Raw genomic sequence first — 21,950 nt, 5'->3', positions numbered from 1 at the left:
TAGAATGAATGTCCTACGCTACATGGTTTGTATAGGGGATAGAGATTTTAATGATGGTGCCTTTATCCGGCTCACTTTCTATACTAATGCCATAGGGCTCGCCAAATAAAATTTTTAACCTTTCATTTATGCTTTTCAATCCAATACCTGTGCCTTTCGCCGTTATCTCATTAAGCTCCAGCTTATTCAAATATTCAGCGTCCATTCCTGGACCGGTATCTTTGACAATAATCACGAGTCTATCAGGCAGCTCCTCAGCGTACACGGTTATCTCACAAACTTCCGAAGCTGTCTCTACCCCATATTTGATACTGTTCTCAACGATAGGCTGCAAAATAATACATGGAATATACAACGAATGAAGATGCTCTTCTATTTGCATATGATAAACTAGGCGGTCTTCAAATCGGAATTGCTGAATGTAAATATAATTAGATAAATTACTGATCTCTTCCTTTAGCGTAATAAATTCCTTATCATTCACCGTACTTCGAAGCAGATTTCCAAGTGCCTTAACCATACCTGAAATTTGCTGCTGTCCATTCATTCTCGCCAACCAATTGATAGAATCCAATGTATTATATAGAAAATGCGGGTTTAATTTAGCTTTTAACGTGTTGTATTCGGCGTCTTTAAGCATAATCTGCTTCACATAATTTTCTTTGATCAATGTGTCCAATTTATCTATCATCTTATCGAAATTACGGCTTAACTGACCGATTTCATCCCGATTTTCTGGAAATTCCAGCTTATCGACTTCGAAATTCCCCTTCTCTACTACCGTAATTTTTTTCGTTAGCTTTTCGATCGGCTGGGTAATACTTTTCGAGAATCGCAAACCAACCAACAGAATAATCAGCAAAACAATGGCATAGAGACATAGCAATACAATTTTCATAATAAACGTATCTTTGAAAATGGACCCATACGGCACAAGATGAATGAAGGTCCACCCCGTATATTGAAGGGTAAAATGGGCTGCAAGATATTTCTGGTTATTCAAGGTGATCAAGCTAAAATTATTTACATCATTAAAAAGTAAATCCTGCTCCTGATAGCTGATCGGGCTTTGACCCGGATAAATAACCTTACCTTCAGATACAATGAGCAGCGTGGAATCGTAATATCGGGTTTCACTCGGTGATGCATATATAATCTTGTCTGAAAAGGTCCTAATCAATAAAGTCCCGAGCGGCTCCATGCTGGAATCATCGATCTCACGGATTTCACGAAGAGAGAAAAAAGCGTCGTCCTGCAGGATTCCACCTACCCAGACGCTGGCTCCTTTGTATTCGGAAGCTTTTTCTCGTAGACTCTCCATATCTCTGGAGTTGATGGTTTTGACATTTAGCCCGACTCCATGGGAGTTATTATTTGTATCAAGAATGGTAATAGAGGAGACCGCATAATCAAATAAATGATAGGTAAGCAGTTTCTTCTTTAATTCATTGGCTGCATAGTAGGACTCATAGGTGCCGGGGGCTGTCTTGATTTCTTTCAAATACTTTTGGACGTCTGCATCAGACATGATGGATAGAGATAGTTTATCTATATTCAGCAGCTTTTCTTCGATTCGCTGTGAGAACAGGTGAAACTTATCCGTTGTTTCTCGATAGATCAGATTATCGTACAACGATTGCGAAAGCTGAACAAATAGCCAGCCGAGAAAACTGGTCAAAAAAGCTCCAAAGATGATAAAAATGAACAGCTTATGTTTGATTTTTAAGTTTCTCATAGGATCACCTGTGTCAAATTATACCATAGCCTCTCGAGTGGTTGATCGCTAATTTCCTGAAGAAAACACATTTTTAGACAAGGAAATTGGGTCGAAGGTCATCTAAAGCCAGTTACTTGTTAGACCAAGTTAATTGATAAACCAAGTTACTTACTTGACCCATACGTTGGTGCATTGGGAGGGAATCGGGTGTGGGATTACGGCCGCTGTTGAAGTCGTGTTCCTTGATTAGTAGGCTTGCAGCGGTGGGAACACGAGCTTCAAAGGCGGACGCTAACGCTCCTCCACCCCACACCCGTTCCCTCTCTTGTTCTACTTTTTTGGGGGTAGTTGCCTTGCTTATTTACTTATCTAAATCCCTGCTTACTTGCTTACTTATCTACTTACCTACTTACCTATTTACCTACTTACCTACTTACCTACTTACCTGCTTGCCTGCTTACCTGCTTGCCTGCTTACCTGCTTACCTGCTTGCCTACTTACTTGCTTACCTGCTTCCCTACTTACCTACTTACCTACTTACCTACTTACCTACTTACCTACTTACCTGCTTGCCTACTTACCTACTTACCTTCTTACCTTCTTACCTGCTTGCCTGCTTGCCTACTTACCTGCTTCCCGCTTTCCTAATTTCTTGCTTACCTACATACCTAATTGCCCGTTTCCTACTTTCCTGCTTTCTTGCGTACCTACTTACCTACTTACTTACCTGCTTACTTGCTTTCTTTCGTACCTACTTACCTACTTACTTACCTGCTTCCCTGCTTACTTGCTTACCTACTTACCTTCCCTACCTGCTTCCCTATTCCATGCTCCCATGCTTACTGCTTCTTGCTTCCATGTTCTGCTACCATGGTTCTGCTTCCTTGCTTTCTAATCGGTCTTCGATCCAGTAGCTTCACCCGAGGGAGGTTACATTGTAGACCTTCTCAAAGATCGACTTGCTCCTGCCCTTGCTTCCTGCTTTTGCTCTTAAGCGGAACGTCGATACCTTATTTGTCTCGCAACCCCTCGAATTCTTGAAGCGAGGGAACTACGATGCGTTATTTCCGTTTACAATAGGCTGTAATGCTACATTCCAAGCAAATAAGTGATCGTAGTTCCGTTTCACTAGAATGTTCACGTGTGCACATCCAAATAGCGCATCCTTGTTCCTCTAGCTAGCTAGCCTGCCGAACCAACTGGTGAAGTAAAACAGTACGAAGGGTTCCAGCTGCTTCCGAATGAAGCCTCCACATTCACGAAAACCAGCTTCGCCTGCATTCCTAAACAACGAAAAATCGGTGCGGGATCTAAGGCCCGGCCGATTTTTCGAGGACATTGTTTATACGCTGGCTATGTTAAAATCAAATCCCGTATCCAAAATGCCGGGACTTTGCTTTTGCTGAAAAAAAGAATGAATGCTGCTCACATCTTCAATCAAATCAGCTGGGTCTTCCAATCCTATATTCAACCGAATTAAGCTTATTGGACGCTCCGGCGTTGCATCTGGCACCAAGCCTACCACTAGCACCAGACTTTCGTACCCACCAAAGCTGAGGCCAATTCTGAAGTAATCCAGCTGGTCCACCCAAGCTTTGGCCTGCTCAAGAGTACCCTCTACCTCGATGGACATCAAACTGCCGTAACCGCCCATCTGTGAAAGGGCGAGCTCATGCTGAGGATGTGCGGAAAGCCCCGGAAAATTGACCTTTTTTATGCACGGAACTGTACTGAAATATTCCGCCATTGTCTGTGCTGATTGACTTAAGCGTTCCATCCGTAAAGGAAGAGTTCTCATTCCGCGCAGCAGTAAGGAAGCCGTATGAGGAGTCATCACCCCTCCCAACAGCTGATGGTCGATTCGGCTTAATTGATCAATAAGCTCTGATGATCCAATCACGGCGCCACCAAGAACGTCACTGTGTCCACCTACATATTTCGTTAACGAATGAACAACCAGATCGATGCCCAGCCGTAACGGATTTTGATAACAAGGAGAGGCCCATGTATTATCAATGATTGTTTTAATGCTTCGCGCTTTCGCAGCTTGAACGCAGGCAGCCAAATCCTGCAGTTGGAAATAGTAGCTGGTCGGACTCTCCAAATAAATAAGAGCTGTATTATCGCGAATGGCTTCCGTAATTTTATCTATGGACGTTCCATCCACATAGGTTACTTCTACGCCATACCGGGTCAAGAAAAACTCCAAAAACTCTCTCGTACCGAAATACACCTGATCCACGCAAATGATATGATCACCCGTTCGTACGGTAGATAATATAGCCGCAGAAATAGCAGCCATACCGGAAGCGAAGCATTGAGCCTTCTCACCGTATTCCAGTGCGGCCAATCGCTTTTCTAATTCCTGTACAGTCGGATTCCCCATCCTGCTGTATTTAAAGGAATGCCCCGGCTCATCGCTTTTGGCATAAGAAAATAACGTATTCTGATAAATGGGGATCGAAACAGCCCCTTGATGCCTCTCATCATGCTTATCGTGAGCTACAAATGTAAACGGTAAAGGGTTCTTTTGCGAGTTCAAGAGAATACCCCCTTTCTGGTAATTCCGACTTTTGTTATTTGCTATTTCTTCGACAGCTCATATAACGCCTGCGTACAAACCTCAGCATGACGCATCAGTTGATCGATTCCGATATTTTCATCTGCTTGATGGAAATTAGTGCCTGGCGATCCCGGAAAGGAGGGCCCGAACGTGACTCCTCGCCCGCGCAGCTTCTTCGCGTAAGTACCTCCCGCCATGGACTTCAGTACGGCCGGGTCACCTGTCACCGTCTCATAAGCACGGCTCAGCATCCCGATTAACGGATGGTCCGGTGACATATACAAGGCCGGCATGTAAGCTTTAACCGCAGTCTCCAACCCGGCGTCTCCGGCAATCTTCGTAAGTTGGGAGATGATTTCATCCCCCTTCGCCGACACCGGATAACGGATGTTCAACGTAACTCTAGCTTCCTCGCGGTTTACAGCAATGCTAGCCAAGTTCACGGTAACGCGACCATGTATCTCTTCCTCAAAAGCGATACCAAGAGATGCTCCGTCCAGCTCCTTCCCGACTCGCTGCTGCAGAAACCGCAGGAACGGCTCCGCCGCCAGTCCTGAACAGAGTGGGTTAGCCGTAATATCCTCGATCAACTGAGTAATAGCGTTGATCCCGTTATGCGGCCAAGCTCCGTGAGACGACTTCCCTGTCCTCTCCATCGATAATAGCTGCTGACCGTCATCCCCAAGCACCTCGGCATGGCACAGGTCAGGTACTACATTAGCAGCATCTCCGCCCTCGATCCGGATCCAGTTGGCACTGCCGCCTGCTTCGAGCTTTTGTATCCACGACAGAGTGATAACTCCCTTCTCAGCATTCGAAATTGGATATCCCCCATCGGTAACAAACGCATAGTCCGGCAGTTGCTCTTGCTCGAAATAATAGTCCAAATCGTGCATGCCATTCTCTTCGTTCGTTCCGAAGATAACGCGAATTCGCCGCTCCGGGCTATACCCTGCCTCCTTAAGTGCATATAGGCTGTACAGCGCGGCAATAACCGCAAACTTATTGTCCGACGCACCCCGTCCATAGATTTTGCCGTCTACAATCTCTGCCGACAATGGAGGATACGTCCACCCGTCTCCGATGGGCACCGTATCCACATGGGTTACAACAGCAGCTATCTCGTCCCCAGAGCCAAATTCGGCATGCCCTGTATAACCGTTTACATGAGCCGTCTGAAACCCCATCTCTGAAGCCAGATCCAACATATAATGCAGGGCTCGGTTCACTCCTTCGCCATACGGCATCCCTGGCTTTGCTTCTTCCATTACACTTTGTATTTGAATAAGCCGGCGCAAGTGATGAACCATTTCCTTCTCATATTGCCGAACCGAATGTCCAATGTGCATCGCTATTTCCTCTCTCCTCACCTGGGTTTAATGCTCTTTTCCCAATGTTAGGTTACTTCACCGCTTTAGCTGCCTCGACAACCCATTTAATTCGCTGCCTATCAATATCCCCAGAGAGTGAGCAGTCCGCTCCTAAAATAACCCCTGTGGCAGCCGTTTCCTTTATTAAATTAGCCGTGAATTGCTCTACATCCGACTTCACACCGCTATATAACAGACCTTCCTTGGTATTATCGAATCCGCCTAAGACGGCTTTTCCGCCGAAGAATTCCATCCCCTCTTTTAAGCCTAATTCCTCCACATAGATAGCCCAGTTAAAAGCTTTTGCCGGATAATCCTGCCAGCATTCCAACCTATTCTTAATCCCTGCCCAACCGCATAAATGGAGCATATTGTTATCGCTGAATGTATTGGCATGGTCCAGCACATATCTGTCGCTTGGAGTGATCCACTTCCGGTATTCGTCATAGGTGAAACGATCCATCTCGCCACCCTGCAAACAATAATAAGCTCCCGTACATTGGCCTTCTGTGATTATAAGCTCTGCCAGCATAGCCTGATCCTGAGCAATTACATCTAATGCATACATGACAGCCTCCGGATCCTCCTTCAAATGCCTCATAACAAGCTCATCTGAAGTTCCGAACCGAATGCAGGAGAAAGGCGCGAACACATTGTAAAATATACAACACTCCCCGTTGATGCTCTCACTGATCCCTTTTGCCCGTTCAACCTGCTCCTTGATATAAGGATGGTCCTTGCCGAGCGGCTTCAATTTACGCCAATCTGCTGCCTCTTTGATCTCCGCATTAATAGGAAAAGCGAAATAACCATCACACATAATTTTGATAAAATCGATATCGCTATCCTTGTAATACTGAACATGCGCTTTTATGCATGCTTCCCCTTTGGCCTCTTCACCAGAGAAATGAAACCAGAACCCAACAGGAACCTTGTCTACTGCTTGCTTGTTAAGTGCATTAAGAACTCTAGTTTTTTTATCCAATCTAATCACGATCCTTCGCTATATTATTTTTATTACATTAAAGCCCATTTTAATAACGGGGTTAGGAGTCTGTCTGACGATTCGATCTACGTGAATATTTATTCATGTGGTTATGAAGGGAAAGGGAATGGTACGGAAAGTTTACGACCGCCTTTGAAATTAAGTTGTTACCGCAAGGTAAATTAAAGACAACTTGAATTACTAGAGCGGTGGAGTGCCATCCCTTTCTCGTAATAACAGCTTCAATGAATAAATTTTCACAGTTTTGGCCTTCGTCAGGCAGACTCCAACTAACCCTTAAGTGCTCCGATCATTACGCCTTTGACAAAATATTTTTGCAAAAAGGGATAAACAAACAGGATCGGAACCGTTGAAATGACAATCGTACAATATTTCACCAATTCTTTGGAAAAGCTCGCTTCCAGAAGCTCTGAAGGATTTTCACCTGAGCCCAGATTGGAGTTTAGAATCAATATTTCTCTTAGAAACATCTGCAGAGGATACAGTTCCCGGTCTCTCAAAAAAAGCACCGAGGAAAACCAGGCATTCCAATGCCCTACACCGTAATACAAAGCTATAACTGCTATAACAGGCTTGGAGAGCGGCATAATGATTCTCGAAAACACCTGAAAATCATTCGCTCCATCGATAATCGCCGACTCTTCCATGCTCTCCGGTATGCTTTGAAAAAACGTCCTCATAATAATGACATTGTAGGTGCTGATCACATACGGCAAAATAATCGCCCAACTGGTGTCGTATAACCCCATATTTCTAACTACAAAAAACAAAGGAATCAGCCCACCGCTGAAAAACATTGTGATAACAAGCATCTTCATCATAAAATTTCGGATGTAAAAATGCTTTCTTGTCAACACAAACGCAGCAAAGGACGTTAAAAGCAAATTTAAAGCAGTCCCTACAATGACGTAAAAAAACGTATTTTTAAACCCGACAGCAATATTGGGATTCGATAATGTAATGTTGTAGCCGCTCAAATTCATTTGTCCAAGGATCGTCCATAGAGGCCCTTCATGCTTCATCAGCATGCGAGGATCGCTGAGCGACGCGATGATCACATAATAAAGCGGATAAATAGTTACTAGCATTAGCAGTATCATGAATAAAATATTTAGCACATTAAACAGCTTTTCGCCTGCTGTACTCTTTACCACCATCCTCCGTCCCCCTCTACCAAAGACTCGTTTCATTCAATTTTCTACTTAGGTAGTTCGCAGTTATTAGCAAGATAAAGTTAATAATCGAGTTGAACAAACCAACGGAGGAACCAAAGCTGTATTCAAACATAATTAAGCCCCGTCGATAAACATAGGTGGAGATAACGTCAGCCGATTCATAAATCATCGGGTTATAGAGAAGGATGATCTTTTCCCAGCCCAGGGATAATAAATTTCCAATCTTCAGAATCAACAAAATAATAATCGTTGGTGCGATGGACGGAATGGTGATATGGATCGCCCTTTTGAATCGGGAGGCTCCGTCTATCATAGCTGCTTCGTAGAGAGATGGATTGACGCCTGCTATAGCTGCAAAATAGATAATCGATTCCCAGCCGAACTCCTGCCAAATGCTCATCCCAACAAATAAAGGCTTGAACATTTCTACTTTGCTCAGCAGGTTTACAGGATCGATTCCAAATAAAACATGCAGCATATGAGTGATAAGACCAGTGGATTTGGTGAAATCAAGCATAATACCGCAAATAACAACGACCGAAATAAAGTGCGGCATATAGGTGACGGTTTGTGTTAATTTCCGAAATTTTTGACCGACAATCTCATTAAGCAATAAGGCAAAAATAATAGCGAAGGGAAAGGCGAATATAAGTAAATACAGGTTGATAACGATCGTATTTTTCAGCACTCTTAAGAAATACACATCGCTCAAAAAATCTTTGAAATGCTTCAACCCAACCCAGTCACTCTCCGCAATGCCTCTGCCAGGAACATAATCCTGAAATGCGATAATGACGCCATACATCGGAAAATAATGAAAAATGGCATAGTACAGCAGAACCGGAAGCGCCATTACATACAGAATCGGATGTTTAACGATATTATCCATTAATGACCTCGAAACAAGCCTCATCTCTTACAGGCCTCCCTTCAACGTACAGGCATTTATCTCGATTTGAACCGTTTATAAGCTTGCTGCTGAAGTTCAACGGCTCTATCGCTGCCCAGCTTTTTAATGTTTGCTACGAAAGCGTCAAATTGATCAAGCGGCACTTCGCCTAAAATGAATTTGTAAACCATCTCATCCGCATAGTTATTGATTTTGTTCATGATGCCTGTAAATTCTTTCGATTCCTCTACAGACAAGCTCATTACATGCGGCATCTTCTGCTTGTTATCATTTTTCGTTGCCCATGCTTCCCAAATTTGCAGATTTTGCGAAATATTATATTGCTGTCTTTCCATCTCATCATCGTACATCACCTGAAACGCACCTGCGGTATAAACCGATCTTGCTGTAGGGAAATCCATCTTCGGGTTTTTATTCATAAAATCTGTAAATTGGCGCTTTCCATTTTTATCTACTTCAAACGTCGGGAATTCTTGATCTCCTACTCCCCACGCCGTTAACAGCTGTGCCTCCTGTGTATGCAAATAATCAATCAGCTTAACAGCTTCCTTAGGATGCTTGCTTGTCGCCGATACATACCAGGCAAAGGGATTCACCGATAAGGCTTGCCGTGATAAATGAAGCTCGCCTCCCTTTTCCTTTCTTGGATATAAGATCCCCTGCACATCATATTTCGGATCCTGTAGTGTACCAACGGCAAGTGCTTGCTTGGTGGAGGCATTATGCATAAAGGTCATGCCAGCGCGCCCATTATAGAACAGCTTGTTGGCATCCGTCGTATTTCTGCTTATAAAATCCCGGTCAATCAAGCCTTCTTTGACCCAACCGTTCATAAAGGTCAAAAACTCTTTAAATCTCGGATCCGTTCTCGAATAAATAACTTTATTGCCGTTGTCCTCCAGCTGGAAATCATTAATAGATACTCCGAAAGCGCTGGCAATCGGGTTTACTTGTCCAACAGCCGTTTCTTTGAAAGCGGGTAGCGCCAAAGGTACCTCTATGCCCTTTTGCTTAAAAGTCCTTAACACATTGGTATAATCCTCAAGCGTTTCCGGAGCCTTTAAGCCATACTTTTCGAGCAAATCCTTTCTCACTACAAGCCCATTATGTATTCTTGCATCAACAAATGGAGGTAAGAACATCGTCCCGAACTTGGTGATGGCACCGCCATCGCCTCGGATCCATTTCTCTGTATCGCCGCCTTTATCTTTAACCATCTTCAGAAAATTGGGAGCATATTGGCTAATCAAGCTATCGATATTGAGTATAATCTTGTCTTTCATGGCACCTTCCGCGCCACCCGGGTAATTATTAAAATTACTTACGTAGAACAAGTCAGGGTATTGACCGGAAGCAAGTGTTGTATTAAAAAAGGTTCCATCATCGCCCTCAGGCGGGTGAATAAATTCAAATTTCAAGCCTGTGTCTTTACTTAGCTTTTTAACAACGGAATGCTCGCCTAACGATTTCAAGACTTGTTTAGCCGACCCGCCGAAATCAACGTATATCTTTAAGGTCACGTCTCCCTTCGCGATAGGCAGATTGTTTGGTTCCGATCCCTTATTATTAGTTGGTTTTTCTGTTGTCGCAGGTCCTGAATTGCTTGTGCAAGCAGTTGTTACAACCAGTAAACATGCAAGCAGTGCGGCCATGATTCCTTTAGATGCGGATTTGTTGGCTTTCACTTTTTGGCCTCCTTAAAGTTTTTGCGTTAGCAGAAACTGACATCCGATTCTTATTCAATTCCCCCTAATTTCCATTGATTTTAGTTAGGTCTAGTTGAAATTAGAGTAAGTTTACTACCTTTATCCCAAAATAAACATAAAAAAAAGCAGACATTTTTGTGAGAAAAACCGAAATCATCACGAGGTATCGTTAGATTGGTTTCTCTTACAATGTCTGCTTTTTACCATTTTCAGGATGTTATATTGCAGTGCTACTGCTGTTACTTGACTAAGCGCCAACTATTCAATAATTGCTCGCGATGGCGAGCGGCGATATCAAATCGGTAAGTTACGAGCAGATTTTCCAGCTTAACAGGAGTTAGCAGCGGATTAACCGGAATGTTAGGAAGAACAGGGAATGAGAAGGCGGTATTCATGTATTCGGTCTGTGCCTCTTTGGATAAAACAAAATCAACGAACTTTTGGGCCGCCGTCGTATTGTTCCCACTCTTCAATATGGACACAGCACCAATCTCCCAGCCTGCCTGCGGAGGGATATAAGAGTTGATGTCGTAGCCTGAATTTTTAAAACGAAGCTGATCACCGAGGAAGTTCACTACCGCTGCCACATCCCCAACGGCTAGACGTTGTGCAGTGGTAATCCCTGCAAAAGTGGTCGATGAGCTCTGCTTCTTGAGTGCTTGCATCAATCGAATAGCTTCGTCCTCACCACGCTGCTGCGCAAGTGAAGCAAGCAGTGTGTAGCCTGTTCCTGAGGTTTCCGGGTCAGGGATTTCTATTTTACCTTTTAATTCAGGACGCAATAAATCTTCATACTTCTGAGGCAGCGGTAAGGAAGCCAATTGCGGGTCTTGCCGCCATACCGTTTGATTAACGCCAATGGCTAGCGCACCCATATACATACCTGTCCAATAGCCTTCCTTATCCTTGTACTGCGCAGATATTTCATTAGCCATGTAAGAGGTATAATGAACGGATTTCCCCTTATTTTTCAATTGCTCGTGGAGGTCAGCCGGACCGCCTAGCACCACATCAATCCCTGTTTTCTCTATATTCAGCAGATGGTAGCTTGCTTCCCCACTGGACATACGAATCATTTCATACGGCTGATTGGCCTTCTTTTTAAACTTTTCCAGCAAAATGCGGCCTTCGTCTTCCTGAAATATAACATATACTTTAAGCGGCTGGCTGCTTGTTTTCCCTGAGTAAAGGGAGTAGCCCAGGAACGCCACTGCTGCCAAAATCAGAATAACGATACCTTTCTTCCACATACCAACCGCCTCCTACTGCATAAATAGCCGAGAATAGCCATGGATGAATGACTTTGCTTCCCCATCCTTCAAGTTTGCGTACTTGGATCAAGGCCAAAAAAGGAAAACCGCTGTTTTCCTTTTTTGACACTCCTAATTATAGTGTCTGCTTATTTTATTTTACTTAGCAACTTTAATCAAATGAATTTTATCGGCTGCGGCCCGTATCTTCACTATACCTTGAAACGAAGTCTGACCTATGTCATACGCATCGACAATCCATTCCTTACCCTCATCGCCAGCTAGGAAATACCGTTCTTTCTCCCCTAGAAACATAGACGATTTGACAACGCCGTTGGTTATAAAATCACCTGGATCGGGCTGCTGATTGATACGCATCGATTCCGGGCGGATGCTTAACAGCACCTGCTCCCCAACCGTTAGCTGCTCGTTGGTAGTTACGATCACGGTATCACTGTTACTGCCATATTTCAAAGTCACACGATCCCCTTCTATATGCGCAGTGACAGCATCAACAAAATTCGTTGTCCCAATAAAGTCAGCCACATATTGGGTACTCGGCTTATAATATATTTCATGCGGCGTACCGTGCTGATCAATAACACCTTTATTAAAAACAACAATCTGATCCGACATCGACAAAGCTTCCAGCTGATCATGGGTCACGTAAATGACGGTTAAACCAAGATCAAGCTGAATATTCCGAAGCTCGACCCGTACCTCTTCCCGCAGCTTGGCGTCCAAATTACTTAGCGGCTCATCCAACAATATGATTGGAGAGTCCATAACGATAGCTCGCGCCATCGCTACACGCTGCTGCTGTCCACCAGACATCTCATGCGGATAGCGCTCCTCCAAGCCGGTCAGCTTCACTTTGGCCAATGCTGCTTTGACCCGATCCTGTATCTCTGCTTCCGGGCGCTTCTGAATATCCAAGCCGTAAGCGACATTATCGAACACCGTCATATGAGGAAACAGAGCATACTCTTGAAACACCATGGGGGTTCCCCGTTTGTAAGGAGGCAAATCGTTCACAAGCTTCCCGTCAATCCAGATTTCTCCCTCATCTACCGTGTAAAAGCCTGCGATTGAACGAAGCAGGGTCGTCTTTCCGCAGCCGCTCGGCCCTAAGAAAGTAATAAACTTACCTGCTTCAATCTGCAAATCAATATTTTTGAGAACGTGATTGGAACCAAACACCTTATTCACGTTCTTAAGATCAAGCAGCACCTGTGTGCCCATTACGACCACTCCCTGCATCTAGAAATCAAAGATTTTCACTTTGTTGCCAAAAATCAACTTCATTATACCCAGTGTCCCCAGCGTAGCTCCCATCAGTCCAACAGCTACCGCAGCAGCCCAATAATAAGTGCCGGTCTCTGCATAATTAAAAATGGATACAGCTGCGACAACCCATTGAGGCGTAATGAGGAAAACGATGGTGCTTAACGTATTCATATTTTTCATAAAAGCATAGACAAAATTAGCTACGATCGTCTTTTGCAGCATGGGGAAAACGATGGTCGTCAGCGTCTTGCGGCTATCGGCGCCAAGGTTCGTTGCTGCCTCCTCGATGGATTTATCCACCTGCTTGAATGATGCGGTCAACCCACGGTACCCGACAGGCATCTGCTTGAGCAGCATCGCTACAATAATCAATATAGCAGAGCCCTGCAGAATGATCGGACCGGAGCTAAAGGCAACAATCAGAGCAAGCCCTACGAAAGTACCCGGTAAAGCAATAGGCAGCACAGCGGTAAAGTCGAGTAATCTTTTGCCTGGAAAAGGCTTGCGCACAACGACATAAGCCAGCACCAACGCAAAAGCAACGGCCAACAAAGAGCTGATTAAAGATAATACCAAGCTGTTAAGCACCGCAGGACTGGACGGATTAAATACAACTTTCATGATGTGATCCAGCGTAAAGGTATTGTCTCTTCCGAAATTTTTCGTAAAAGCGAACAAGATAGTAATCGCGAACATCGCTATGATGAATAGGGATATTAAACTATTGAATGAAAATAGCAGGATATTCGTTTTTCTTGAGGTCGTAATCCGATTCAACCCAGACACAGGCTTACCTGTAATGGTCGAATAGGAGCCCTTGGACATAATTTTGTTCTGAAGAACAAACACGAGCAGAGCTGGAATGACCAGAATAATACCCATAACAGAAGCAAGTCCAGGCTGGTTATTAATGATTTCACCATAAATTTCAACAGCTAATAGGGAATAGTTGCCGCCAATCAGCTTCGGATTGCCAAAATCAGCAAAGCAGTTAATAGCTACGAGCAAGAAGGCGTTAATGACTCCGGGCAGGGCCAGCTTAAAGGTAATAGTACGAAACAGCTTGAAGCCTCTTGCGCCCAGATTTTGCGCTGCAATCTCCAAATTCGGAGAAATCGAACGCAGTACGCCGGTAATGGTCATGTAAGCAAGTGGGAAATAGGAAATGGTCTGTACAATCCATAGACCGGGAAGCCCATATAAATCAAGCTCAACATCGAACCATGCCTTCATCCATTGGGATACTGATCCGCCCCGGCCGAACAACAGCAGGAACGCCAAACCACTCATCACCGAAGGAGCTAACAGTGGTAAAAAAGCAATAAATCGGAAAAAACGCTTACCTACGATGTTGCTGTAATTAATCGCATACGCATATATAAAACCAAATATCGTTGCCGTAATCGCTGACAGAGAGGAGCTGACAATAGTATTCATGAGTGCTGTTCCATAACGGCTTTTGCTAAAAAATGTACCCCAATCTCCGCCAGTCGGTATAAAAATGACGAACACCAACGGATAAATAACAAATAGAAGTAAAACCGCAAAACAAATCAACACGAGCATGAGTGAAGAAGGATCCTTGACGAGCCTGCCGAGCGACTCCCCGATGCCACTTTTCTCTTTCATAGGGGGAGAACTACCACCTTTCTTCTTGTTCCATTAGGGGTATTGCCGGTCCTTATTGTGCCTGCAATACCCCATTGGCTCAACTTATTTCAAATCCTTCAATGCATCCTGCAGCGCTTTTCTTTGTTCAGCAGCTGTCCATAAGCTATAAGTTTTGTTATATTTGGTTGTTTTGATATCTACTCCGCCCTGTGGAATCGGCACGGAAGGCTTAACGGAAACTGAATATGCCGACTGTGTATAAATCATACCTGGTTCTTTAGTTAGCATGTAATCCATCAGCTTTTTGGCAGCAGCCGTATTAGGACCATTTTTTACAATTGCCAGACCGCCTACTTCATATCCTGCTGCTTCGGGAACGATACTGACAATAGGATTGCCTTGGTTTTTTACTTTAATCTGGTCGCCCAGGAAGGTAATTCCGATCGTGTATTCGCCTTTACCCGCTTTTTGGATCGGCTCTATGCCGGATTTCGGTCTTTCCTTCAGGTTTGGAAGCAGCTGGGTCATGTATTTCAACATTTCATCCTTACCCCAAACTTGTGCAAGTGAGGCAACGGCCGTGTAGGACGTACCTGATGTAGCAGGGTCAGACATCCCGATCTCGCCTTTAAATTTAGGATCAAGCAATTCTTTAAAGGTTTGCGGATATGCGGCTGTTCCGTACTTTTCCTTCCAACGCTTCTCATTAATACCAATTGCAATCGGATTCAGATAAAACCCGGTCCAAGCTCCATCTTTATCCTTCATATTGTCAGGAATATCAGACGCATTAGGGGAGATGTAAGCTTCCAATGCCCCAGCTTTCTTCAATACCTCATGCGAATCTGCCGGACCGCCCATCAAAAAGTCAGCTTGCGGCTTACCCATTTCATTCTGTACACGTGAGACTGCCTCACCACTCGGTAAGCGTAAAACATCGTAATCAATGCCCGTTTCCGCTTTAAACTTTTCAAGAAGCATACGCGCTTCTTCCTCTTGGAATATCGAATAAACGGTAACTTTCCCCTGTACCTTGCCACCGAACACTCCTGATTTGTACATAAAGAATCCTGCCACTAGCACAACTACAATTACCGATAAAATCATGACCGAGCTATTGCTTTTCTTTCTAGCCATTTCATCAACCGTCCCTTCAAAATTTGTTTATGAGGCGTTGTTGAGTTTGAAATAAGCTCTTTGATTGGTCTCATCCAATAAATCAAAAACGACAATGTAAGCGTTGCTATACTGATCCACGTGAATCCAATGCTTCTTAACCGCTCGATCATCCGCCAGCTGTATGACATAATGTGTGTCAGGCTGCTGGGCCAGACCATCGAAATGACTAAAATCAATCACACGGACTGCCGATTGTACCTGCGCGGTAAGCCCTGCCCTTTCTACTCCTGAAAGAACCGTAATTTCGCCGTTTTGCAAAGCAAATACATCGTTGCGATTATCGCCAATGGCTGCTCCAACCGTAGCTGAAGTTAGCGTTTTATCGATAAGCGTGCTTTGAAGCTTGCGAATATCAGCGCTTACATTAAGTGAATTGACCGAATCCTGACCGAAGCGAAACGCATTCGTCTCGATTTGAAACGGAATGTCTTCTTGATCCAAATAGGCCATGACCCCTGAAAGCAAGAGGCGGGGTGGCTTGATTGAGTTCTGCTGCTTTCCTAAAGCCAATAGCCCGGAAAACGAAGATTTCAATTTCAGCAGCTCCTTTGGATCATCGATCGAGATTGTACCTAATCCAGGGTAAGTAACATCGACGCGCATTGGAACACCGGCAAACATATCGCGGCCATCCTGTGGAGGCACAACATGCACTTCATCATAAGGAATTCGGAATGAATAAGCGCAAATGCCAACTAAGATACAGCCAACAATGACTTGCAGTAGAATGAGACGAAACCATGAAAGCCCTTTCTTTCCCTCTGGCATTTACTTTACCCTCCTTTTATCTCAAAAAAATCATAGGTTTGTATCAATTTTGTAACAGCGCTTACAAAGAAGGAGATGTATTGAATCGGAGCTGCACTTCCGTTCCTTTTCCCTCTTGGCTTATGATGAGGATGCTGCCGCCCTGCAGCTCCATAAATTGCTTGCACAATGGCAAACCCAGCCCGTGGGATTGCGCTGAAATTATACGGTCTTGTTTATATTCAGAGGGAAGAAACAAGGTTTGTCTGGCCTGTTCTGCAATGCCCTTGCCGTTATCGACAATCCGTACTTGGCCTTGTCCCTCATAGGATTCCAACGAAATATGCAGGTGCGTACATTCCCCATGTCTAATAGCGTTATCAATCACATTAAACAACACCTGTTGTGTAAGCTTCGGATCTAAATAAACCTCGCAAGGTTCAGCTTGAAGGGTTGTGATGATAGACGACTTTTGAATAGTAGGCTCCAGTATTCGCAGGCTGTCTGTAAGTATCGAGGCTAGGTCAACCTGTTCCAGCTTAACGCGCCAAGCTTCATTCCCTTTAAGAGAGGTTTGCAAAAGGTCCTCAACCATATTTAATAGACGGTCGCTTTCTTTGCGAATATAGATATTACAGGTCCTGATATCATCCAACTGATCCATCTTGGCAATCAAATCGGAAAAACCGATGATCGAGGTCAACGGAGTCTTCAGCTCATGCGTCATGTTGTCATAAAAGGTCTTTTGCTTGCCTTGCTCATAGTGAAGCAGTTCAATATGCTGCTGAAGCGCATCAGACATATGATTAAAATCGGCTGCCAGCTCCCTCACTTCATCATGACTGTTAACGACGATTTTTTTGCTGAAATTACCGATGGATACAAGCCTAAGCGCCTGCTGCAAATCCTGCAATGGCTTCATCAGGATAGAAAAGAAAGAGTAGCTTGCCAATAGTGAGATCAATAAACAGACCAAAGCCACTCCGATAAACCAATACCGCATCTGCGTTTGCGTCTGCACGTGCTGGTTCAGATCCAATAAATATCGAAATCCGCCTACAATCTTGCCCTCATACCAGAAAGGTGCCGAGTAAATTAAATATTGAGTATCCGCCGCTTCCGTAATGACGGTCGCCGTCTGACCTGTGAGAACCGTCTCGATATCGCTGCGCTTGAGCAAATTTTCCTTATCACCGCTATTTCCGACAATTGTTCCATCCAAAGCAAATAGCTGTACCTGGAAATTACTATTCGCGGCCAGATGGGAAGCTATAAGCGGGGCATAAGCACCTGAAAATAACTGCTCTATATTTATCTTTTTATCATTTACAATTTTTAAAGCCTCAATCCGGTGCAGCGCAAAATATTGGCTTAAGGTTTGGGTATCGCGTTCAATCATGCTTTTGCTAAGCGTATAATTAACGATAAAATACATAGCTGTAAGCAGCATGATAATGGTCACCGTATGCTGGAGAAACAGCTTATTGCGCAGACCCATAGCTTATACCTCCAGCTTATAGCCTGTGCCGTGTACGGTTGCTACCAAATGGTCATTAGGCTTCATTTTTTCTCGCAACCGGTTAACCATCATGTCAACGGAACGCGTCTGGCCATAATACTCAAAGCCCCATACTTGATCTAATATTTGCTCGCGTGTGAACACTTTTTTCGGATTGGTGCACAGCAGCCACATGAAATCGAACTCTTTGCTAGTCGTTTTGACATGCGTGCCCGCTACAAGCAGGGAGCGCTCCCTTTTATCAATTTCTATCAACCCGATTTGAATCGTCTCCGACAAGGGGGCTGACTCTGCTTTCATCCGTCTCATGACCGCCCGAACACGAAGGATAAGCTCCCGCGTCTCAAAAGGCTTGGTCAAATAATCGTCGGCACCGAGCTGAAAGCCGAGAATTTTATCATTCATCTCATTCTTCGCAGTCAGAACGATTACGGGGATTGTTTTATATTGCTGCTGCAGTGCTTGCAATAACTCAAATCCTGAACGGTCTGGCAGCATCAAATCAAGTAAAATCAGATCTATGGGCTGCTGCTGATTGCCAAGCGCCTCCATGCCTGCCGCTCCTGTACCCGCGACCGTGGAGTGAAAGCCTTCAACCTCTAAGCTTAGCTTAAGCAGCATTTGGATGCTGGGATCGTCTTCAATAATTAATATATTCATTCGGGGACATCCTTTCCTAAACAGGAGGCTTTTCTTTATGTATCTGACTGTACAAAATTTTATCGAAGAATACCAGAGGTAATCTTTATTTGCAACCAAACAGATAATCCCCTTATCGATGGGATAGCAGTTCTTTACCACAAAGTGGCATATGACTAAAAACAAGCCTTGGTTTCACAAGCATAGCATTACTACTGCTCTTACCATAATCAAAAATTCACGGCATGCTCGGAGTTCACTAACATCAGATGATGCACCTTCAACTTCTACGACCTCCCAGTATTTTCGGCAGCAAAAGACTCGCCTCTTCTGCCAGCTCCAGCAGATGGACTGCGATATTGCAGCGCGCCTTCATTTCATCCGTAAGCAGCTCTTCATCCTTCTTTTTATTAATCTGCTCGATCAATTTGGGAATAACCATACCGCACCGCATTCCGGCTGAAGCTGTAAAACCAAAACGAACCCAATCCGAATCTCCGTCCCATCCAGCTTCCCGGATACCTGCTATATAGGAGTCCAAAAGTCTATTCAGAAAATCATTCCTTGTAGCGACGGCTGCGGCTGTATCGACACTACTATGTAAAAGCAAGCCATACAGCCTTCCCAGCTCCTCTCCAAGCCCCGCGATACCAACAAATGCCCAATCAATTGCAATAAGGCTGTCCTTTCCTTGAGGAAACAAGTTCGGGGGCCATGCATCATTATGTGTCAGCACTCTAGGCAATCTCTGCAAGCCTTTAAGCAAAAGTCCCCTTGTTCGATAGAACTCTTTATAGCGCCGAACTATGTTCGTGGGAAATAAGCCCTTAAGTATCGGTATTTCCCAAGCCTCTTCATTAAGAACCGACCTATCGTCATATTTATCGCACTCTTCTACCCAGGAAGCCAGCCAGCCTTTACATAACCACGCCTCATCTGGCAAGGGCACTCCGCATAGGTAAGCACCATTGAACCTTCCAAGCAGACGAACCACTTCTTCATACTGCTGCCCAGTCCATTCAGCTCCAATGCGATCGGTTACCTCCTCAAGCCATAGCCATATCGTGTGATCATCTTGTTCCTCCACAGCCAAGCATCTTGGTGCCCTAATCATCTCTGGCAGCTGCTCGAGAATTCCCGATTGATAAGCTAACACTTCCCTCTTCCAATAATTGTAATGCTGCGGATCATCTGCTTGAATAGCAGGAACAACAACCTTCAAAATAAGCGACCAATGAACAGCCTCTTCGTTACTCCAAGCCGTTCCTGCAACTCGATACAACCCTCCCGTCACATAATTGGAGGCTTTCCAAGCTATACGGCTACACGACCATTTGCCCAGCTTGAGATAATAATTTGACATCATTTTTTGTACAATATCTATCAGCTTGACCTCACTAACACTGATATTCAATCCGTGACTCCCCATTGCTATCACCGTCCAGTTAAAATTTTGTTGCCAATAGTCTAACACAAAATGGATATTGCAGTGTCTCTTTAATATTTTACTTTCTGACAAATCCGTCGCAAAAAGTGCTGCACAAATGAACATCCTGATATACTATTGAAAAAAAGGAGCGTGTGAATGACATGAATCCAAGTAAAGCAATAAAGCGCATTTTAGACGAGCTGGGAAGTCATGAGCTATTAGATGTAATCAGGAAAAAGCTTTCCTTATCAGACTTAAACACCTTATTGCTTGAACTGTTCAGACAACGAACCATGGATTCTTCGTATGCGGATCTGCTGAAAGCTTATTCGGAGAACCGATTCGTTCAGCCTGCGGAAGTGGATCCTCTTGCCCTTAAGCGGCTGGAGCTTCATATGCTTAGAATCGCACAACAAGCCTCCTATCGTGCCATCCAACTGTCACCCGTAGCTCCACTAGGCTCTTGCTCTGTAGTCGCAACCTCAGATCAGAATAAAATCATATCTGCCTTAAGAGGTACCGAAGTGGTTGCCGACGCCACCAATCTATTAGCCTTACACATATGTGATTTATTAAAAGGAAAAAAAGCAGCTAACGATGAAGATCCTATAAAATTCAGCACCACACATCGGCATGTAAGGGCCCAAAATTTTAATAGACCTGGATTACTGCCGCATTTCCATTTATACTGCATGGTGACTTCCGGAAAAGACAAAGGCTCCTATTCATTTGAAAAACAGACTCTTTTGGAACATATCATGATTTATCAAAGCATTTTTTCGTCTTTATTTCATACCGATGTAACCGTAAAATTAAACCGCCGTGACGGTTATAAGGACAGTGAAGGGCTCGTACAAAGACTGAGCGAACACCTCCAAGAAGCTGCTTCAGCAATTACCGTTGTAGTAAACAAGGATGAAAATCATAATCAATACTATAAAGGACTCCAATTTACTATCGCTGTTACTATAAACGGACAGGAACTGAATATCGGTGACGGTGGTTTCGTTGATTGGTCTCAGAAACTGCTAGGCAATAAAAAGGAAAGAATGATGATTAGTGCCATTGGTTTGGACCGACTTATTAGCATCTAAAACAGCTTCCAGTAGGTTATTAAAACTACGGAAGCTGCTTTCTTTTGTCAGCGAGGCTTGAAATCGTCCCCGAACTTCTGTATTATTTTATTATCGACATTATTGCAGGTCTAAATAAAAAAAGGCGGTGAAACCCTTGTCTCCCCGAACCAAGGAACAAAACGATGAAATCAGAGAGCGCAGAAAGCTGCAAATTATTGAAACGGCTGAATTACTTTTTATAAGAAACGGCATGAGCTTGGACATTCGAGATGTTGCCCAGGCAGCCCAATTAGGCTATGGAACGGTCTATCATTATTACAATAACAAGCACCTGCTGATCCACGATATTATGGAATCCGGGTTTAGCGCCGCGGAAGAAACAGCGAAACAACTTAATGCGCCACAGTCTCCCCTCTCCCTGCTGCATACTTATCTGCGATGCTTACCGGACAGCTGGACGAAGAGCCGGGCGGCTTTTGCCATTTACAAGAAGGCTTCAGAGAACTTTTCGATGTTTGAACCGGACATTCAGCATGTATACAACAATCGGTTCGAGGAATTTATTTATATGCCTGTAGTGGTTCTAATTCAAAAAGCCATAAGCTTGCAGGAGCTATCCGACAAGCTCGATCCTCATCGGACTGCAAACACGCTGCTGGGTGCATTAATTGGGGCTTACAGCATTTATTCCGGACATGACAACCAACGATTTGACGCTAATTTTACAGCAGATGTATTGATAAAAGGAATTTTGGAGGTATGACAT

17 protein-coding genes are annotated in these 21,950 nt (G+C 44.1%); 2 read left to right on the top strand and 15 right to left on the bottom strand.

Annotation, left to right across the window (positions count from 1 at the left end):
* Window positions 1–13: 13 nt before the first annotated feature.
* From GC093_RS07385 to GC093_RS07315, 15 genes are all read right to left on the bottom strand, one after another.
* Entirely contained in the window at window positions 14–1,735 is a 1,722-nt protein-coding gene (locus GC093_RS07385) for a sensor histidine kinase (protein ID WP_171651227.1), read from the bottom strand.
* A gap of 1,324 nt (window positions 1,736–3,059) precedes the next feature.
* A complete protein-coding gene (locus GC093_RS07380) occupies window positions 3,060–4,259 on the bottom strand; it encodes a trans-sulfuration enzyme family protein (RefSeq protein ID WP_171651226.1) in 1,200 nt (399 codons plus the stop codon).
* 41 nt (window positions 4,260–4,300) lie between these two features.
* Window positions 4,301–5,629 (bottom strand): Sapep family Mn(2+)-dependent dipeptidase, encoded by a 1,329-nt coding sequence (locus tag GC093_RS07375; RefSeq protein WP_171651225.1) that lies wholly within the window; start codon window positions 5,627–5,629, stop codon window positions 4,301–4,303.
* 52 nt (window positions 5,630–5,681) lie between these two features.
* Window positions 5,682–6,635, bottom strand: a complete 954-nt coding sequence (locus GC093_RS07370) for a uroporphyrinogen decarboxylase family protein (RefSeq protein WP_171651224.1) — start codon at window positions 6,633–6,635, stop codon at window positions 5,682–5,684.
* 290 nt (window positions 6,636–6,925) lie between these two features.
* Window positions 6,926–7,813, bottom strand: coding sequence for a carbohydrate ABC transporter permease (locus GC093_RS07365; RefSeq protein WP_171651223.1), 888 nt, complete (start codon window positions 7,811–7,813; stop codon window positions 6,926–6,928).
* A gap of 13 nt (window positions 7,814–7,826) precedes the next feature.
* On the bottom strand, window positions 7,827–8,744 hold the full coding sequence (locus GC093_RS07360) for an ABC transporter permease (protein ID WP_171651222.1): 918 nt from the start codon (window positions 8,742–8,744) through the stop codon (window positions 7,827–7,829).
* A gap of 32 nt (window positions 8,745–8,776) precedes the next feature.
* Window positions 8,777–10,426, bottom strand: coding sequence for an extracellular solute-binding protein (locus GC093_RS07355; protein ID WP_171651221.1), 1,650 nt, complete (start codon window positions 10,424–10,426; stop codon window positions 8,777–8,779).
* Window positions 10,427–10,686: 260 nt separating this feature from the next.
* Window positions 10,687–11,697 (bottom strand): extracellular solute-binding protein, encoded by a 1,011-nt coding sequence (locus tag GC093_RS07350; protein WP_171651220.1) that lies wholly within the window; start codon window positions 11,695–11,697, stop codon window positions 10,687–10,689.
* A 159-nt stretch (window positions 11,698–11,856) separates the two neighbouring features.
* Entirely contained in the window at window positions 11,857–12,939 is a 1,083-nt protein-coding gene (locus tag GC093_RS07345) for an ABC transporter ATP-binding protein (RefSeq protein ID WP_171651219.1), read from the bottom strand.
* A gap of 18 nt (window positions 12,940–12,957) precedes the next feature.
* Window positions 12,958–14,613, bottom strand: coding sequence for an ABC transporter permease (locus tag GC093_RS07340; protein WP_171651218.1), 1,656 nt, complete (start codon window positions 14,611–14,613; stop codon window positions 12,958–12,960).
* Window positions 14,614–14,697: 84 nt separating this feature from the next.
* Entirely contained in the window at window positions 14,698–15,732 is a 1,035-nt protein-coding gene (locus GC093_RS07335) for an ABC transporter substrate-binding protein (protein ID WP_171651217.1), read from the bottom strand.
* 27 nt (window positions 15,733–15,759) lie between these two features.
* Window positions 15,760–16,542, bottom strand: a complete 783-nt coding sequence (locus GC093_RS07330) for a DUF3919 family protein (RefSeq protein ID WP_171651216.1) — start codon at window positions 16,540–16,542, stop codon at window positions 15,760–15,762.
* Window positions 16,543–16,603: 61 nt separating this feature from the next.
* Complete coding sequence (locus GC093_RS07325) at window positions 16,604–18,019, bottom strand: sensor histidine kinase (RefSeq protein WP_171651215.1); 1,416 nt, start codon at window positions 18,017–18,019, stop codon at window positions 16,604–16,606.
* Window positions 18,020–18,022: 3 nt separating this feature from the next.
* The gene (locus tag GC093_RS07320; protein ID WP_171651214.1) at window positions 18,023–18,700 is read right to left on the bottom strand and encodes a response regulator transcription factor; all 678 of its coding nucleotides are present in this window, start codon (window positions 18,698–18,700) and stop codon (window positions 18,023–18,025) included.
* A gap of 259 nt (window positions 18,701–18,959) precedes the next feature.
* Window positions 18,960–20,093 carry a phosphotransferase gene (locus GC093_RS07315; protein WP_171651213.1) on the bottom strand — a complete coding sequence of 378 codons (1,134 nt, stop codon included), beginning with the start codon at window positions 20,091–20,093 and terminating at the stop codon, window positions 18,960–18,962.
* A gap of 176 nt (window positions 20,094–20,269) precedes the next feature.
* Here GC093_RS07315 and GC093_RS07310 point away from each other — a divergent pair, with 176 nt between their 5' ends.
* Window positions 20,270–21,202 carry a hypothetical protein gene (locus tag GC093_RS07310; protein WP_171651212.1) on the top strand — a complete coding sequence of 311 codons (933 nt, stop codon included), beginning with the start codon at window positions 20,270–20,272 and terminating at the stop codon, window positions 21,200–21,202.
* A gap of 136 nt (window positions 21,203–21,338) precedes the next feature.
* Window positions 21,339–21,947 carry a TetR/AcrR family transcriptional regulator gene (locus GC093_RS07305; RefSeq protein ID WP_171651211.1) on the top strand — a complete coding sequence of 203 codons (609 nt, stop codon included), beginning with the start codon at window positions 21,339–21,341 and terminating at the stop codon, window positions 21,945–21,947.
* Window positions 21,948–21,950: the final 3 nt, after the last annotated feature.

This window comes from Paenibacillus foliorum (assembly GCF_013141765.1).
In the GTDB taxonomy this organism is placed as follows: Bacteria; Bacillota; Bacilli; order Paenibacillales; family NBRC-103111; genus Paenibacillus_S; species Paenibacillus_S foliorum.
This window is presented reverse-complemented; position numbering and strand designations above follow the sequence as displayed.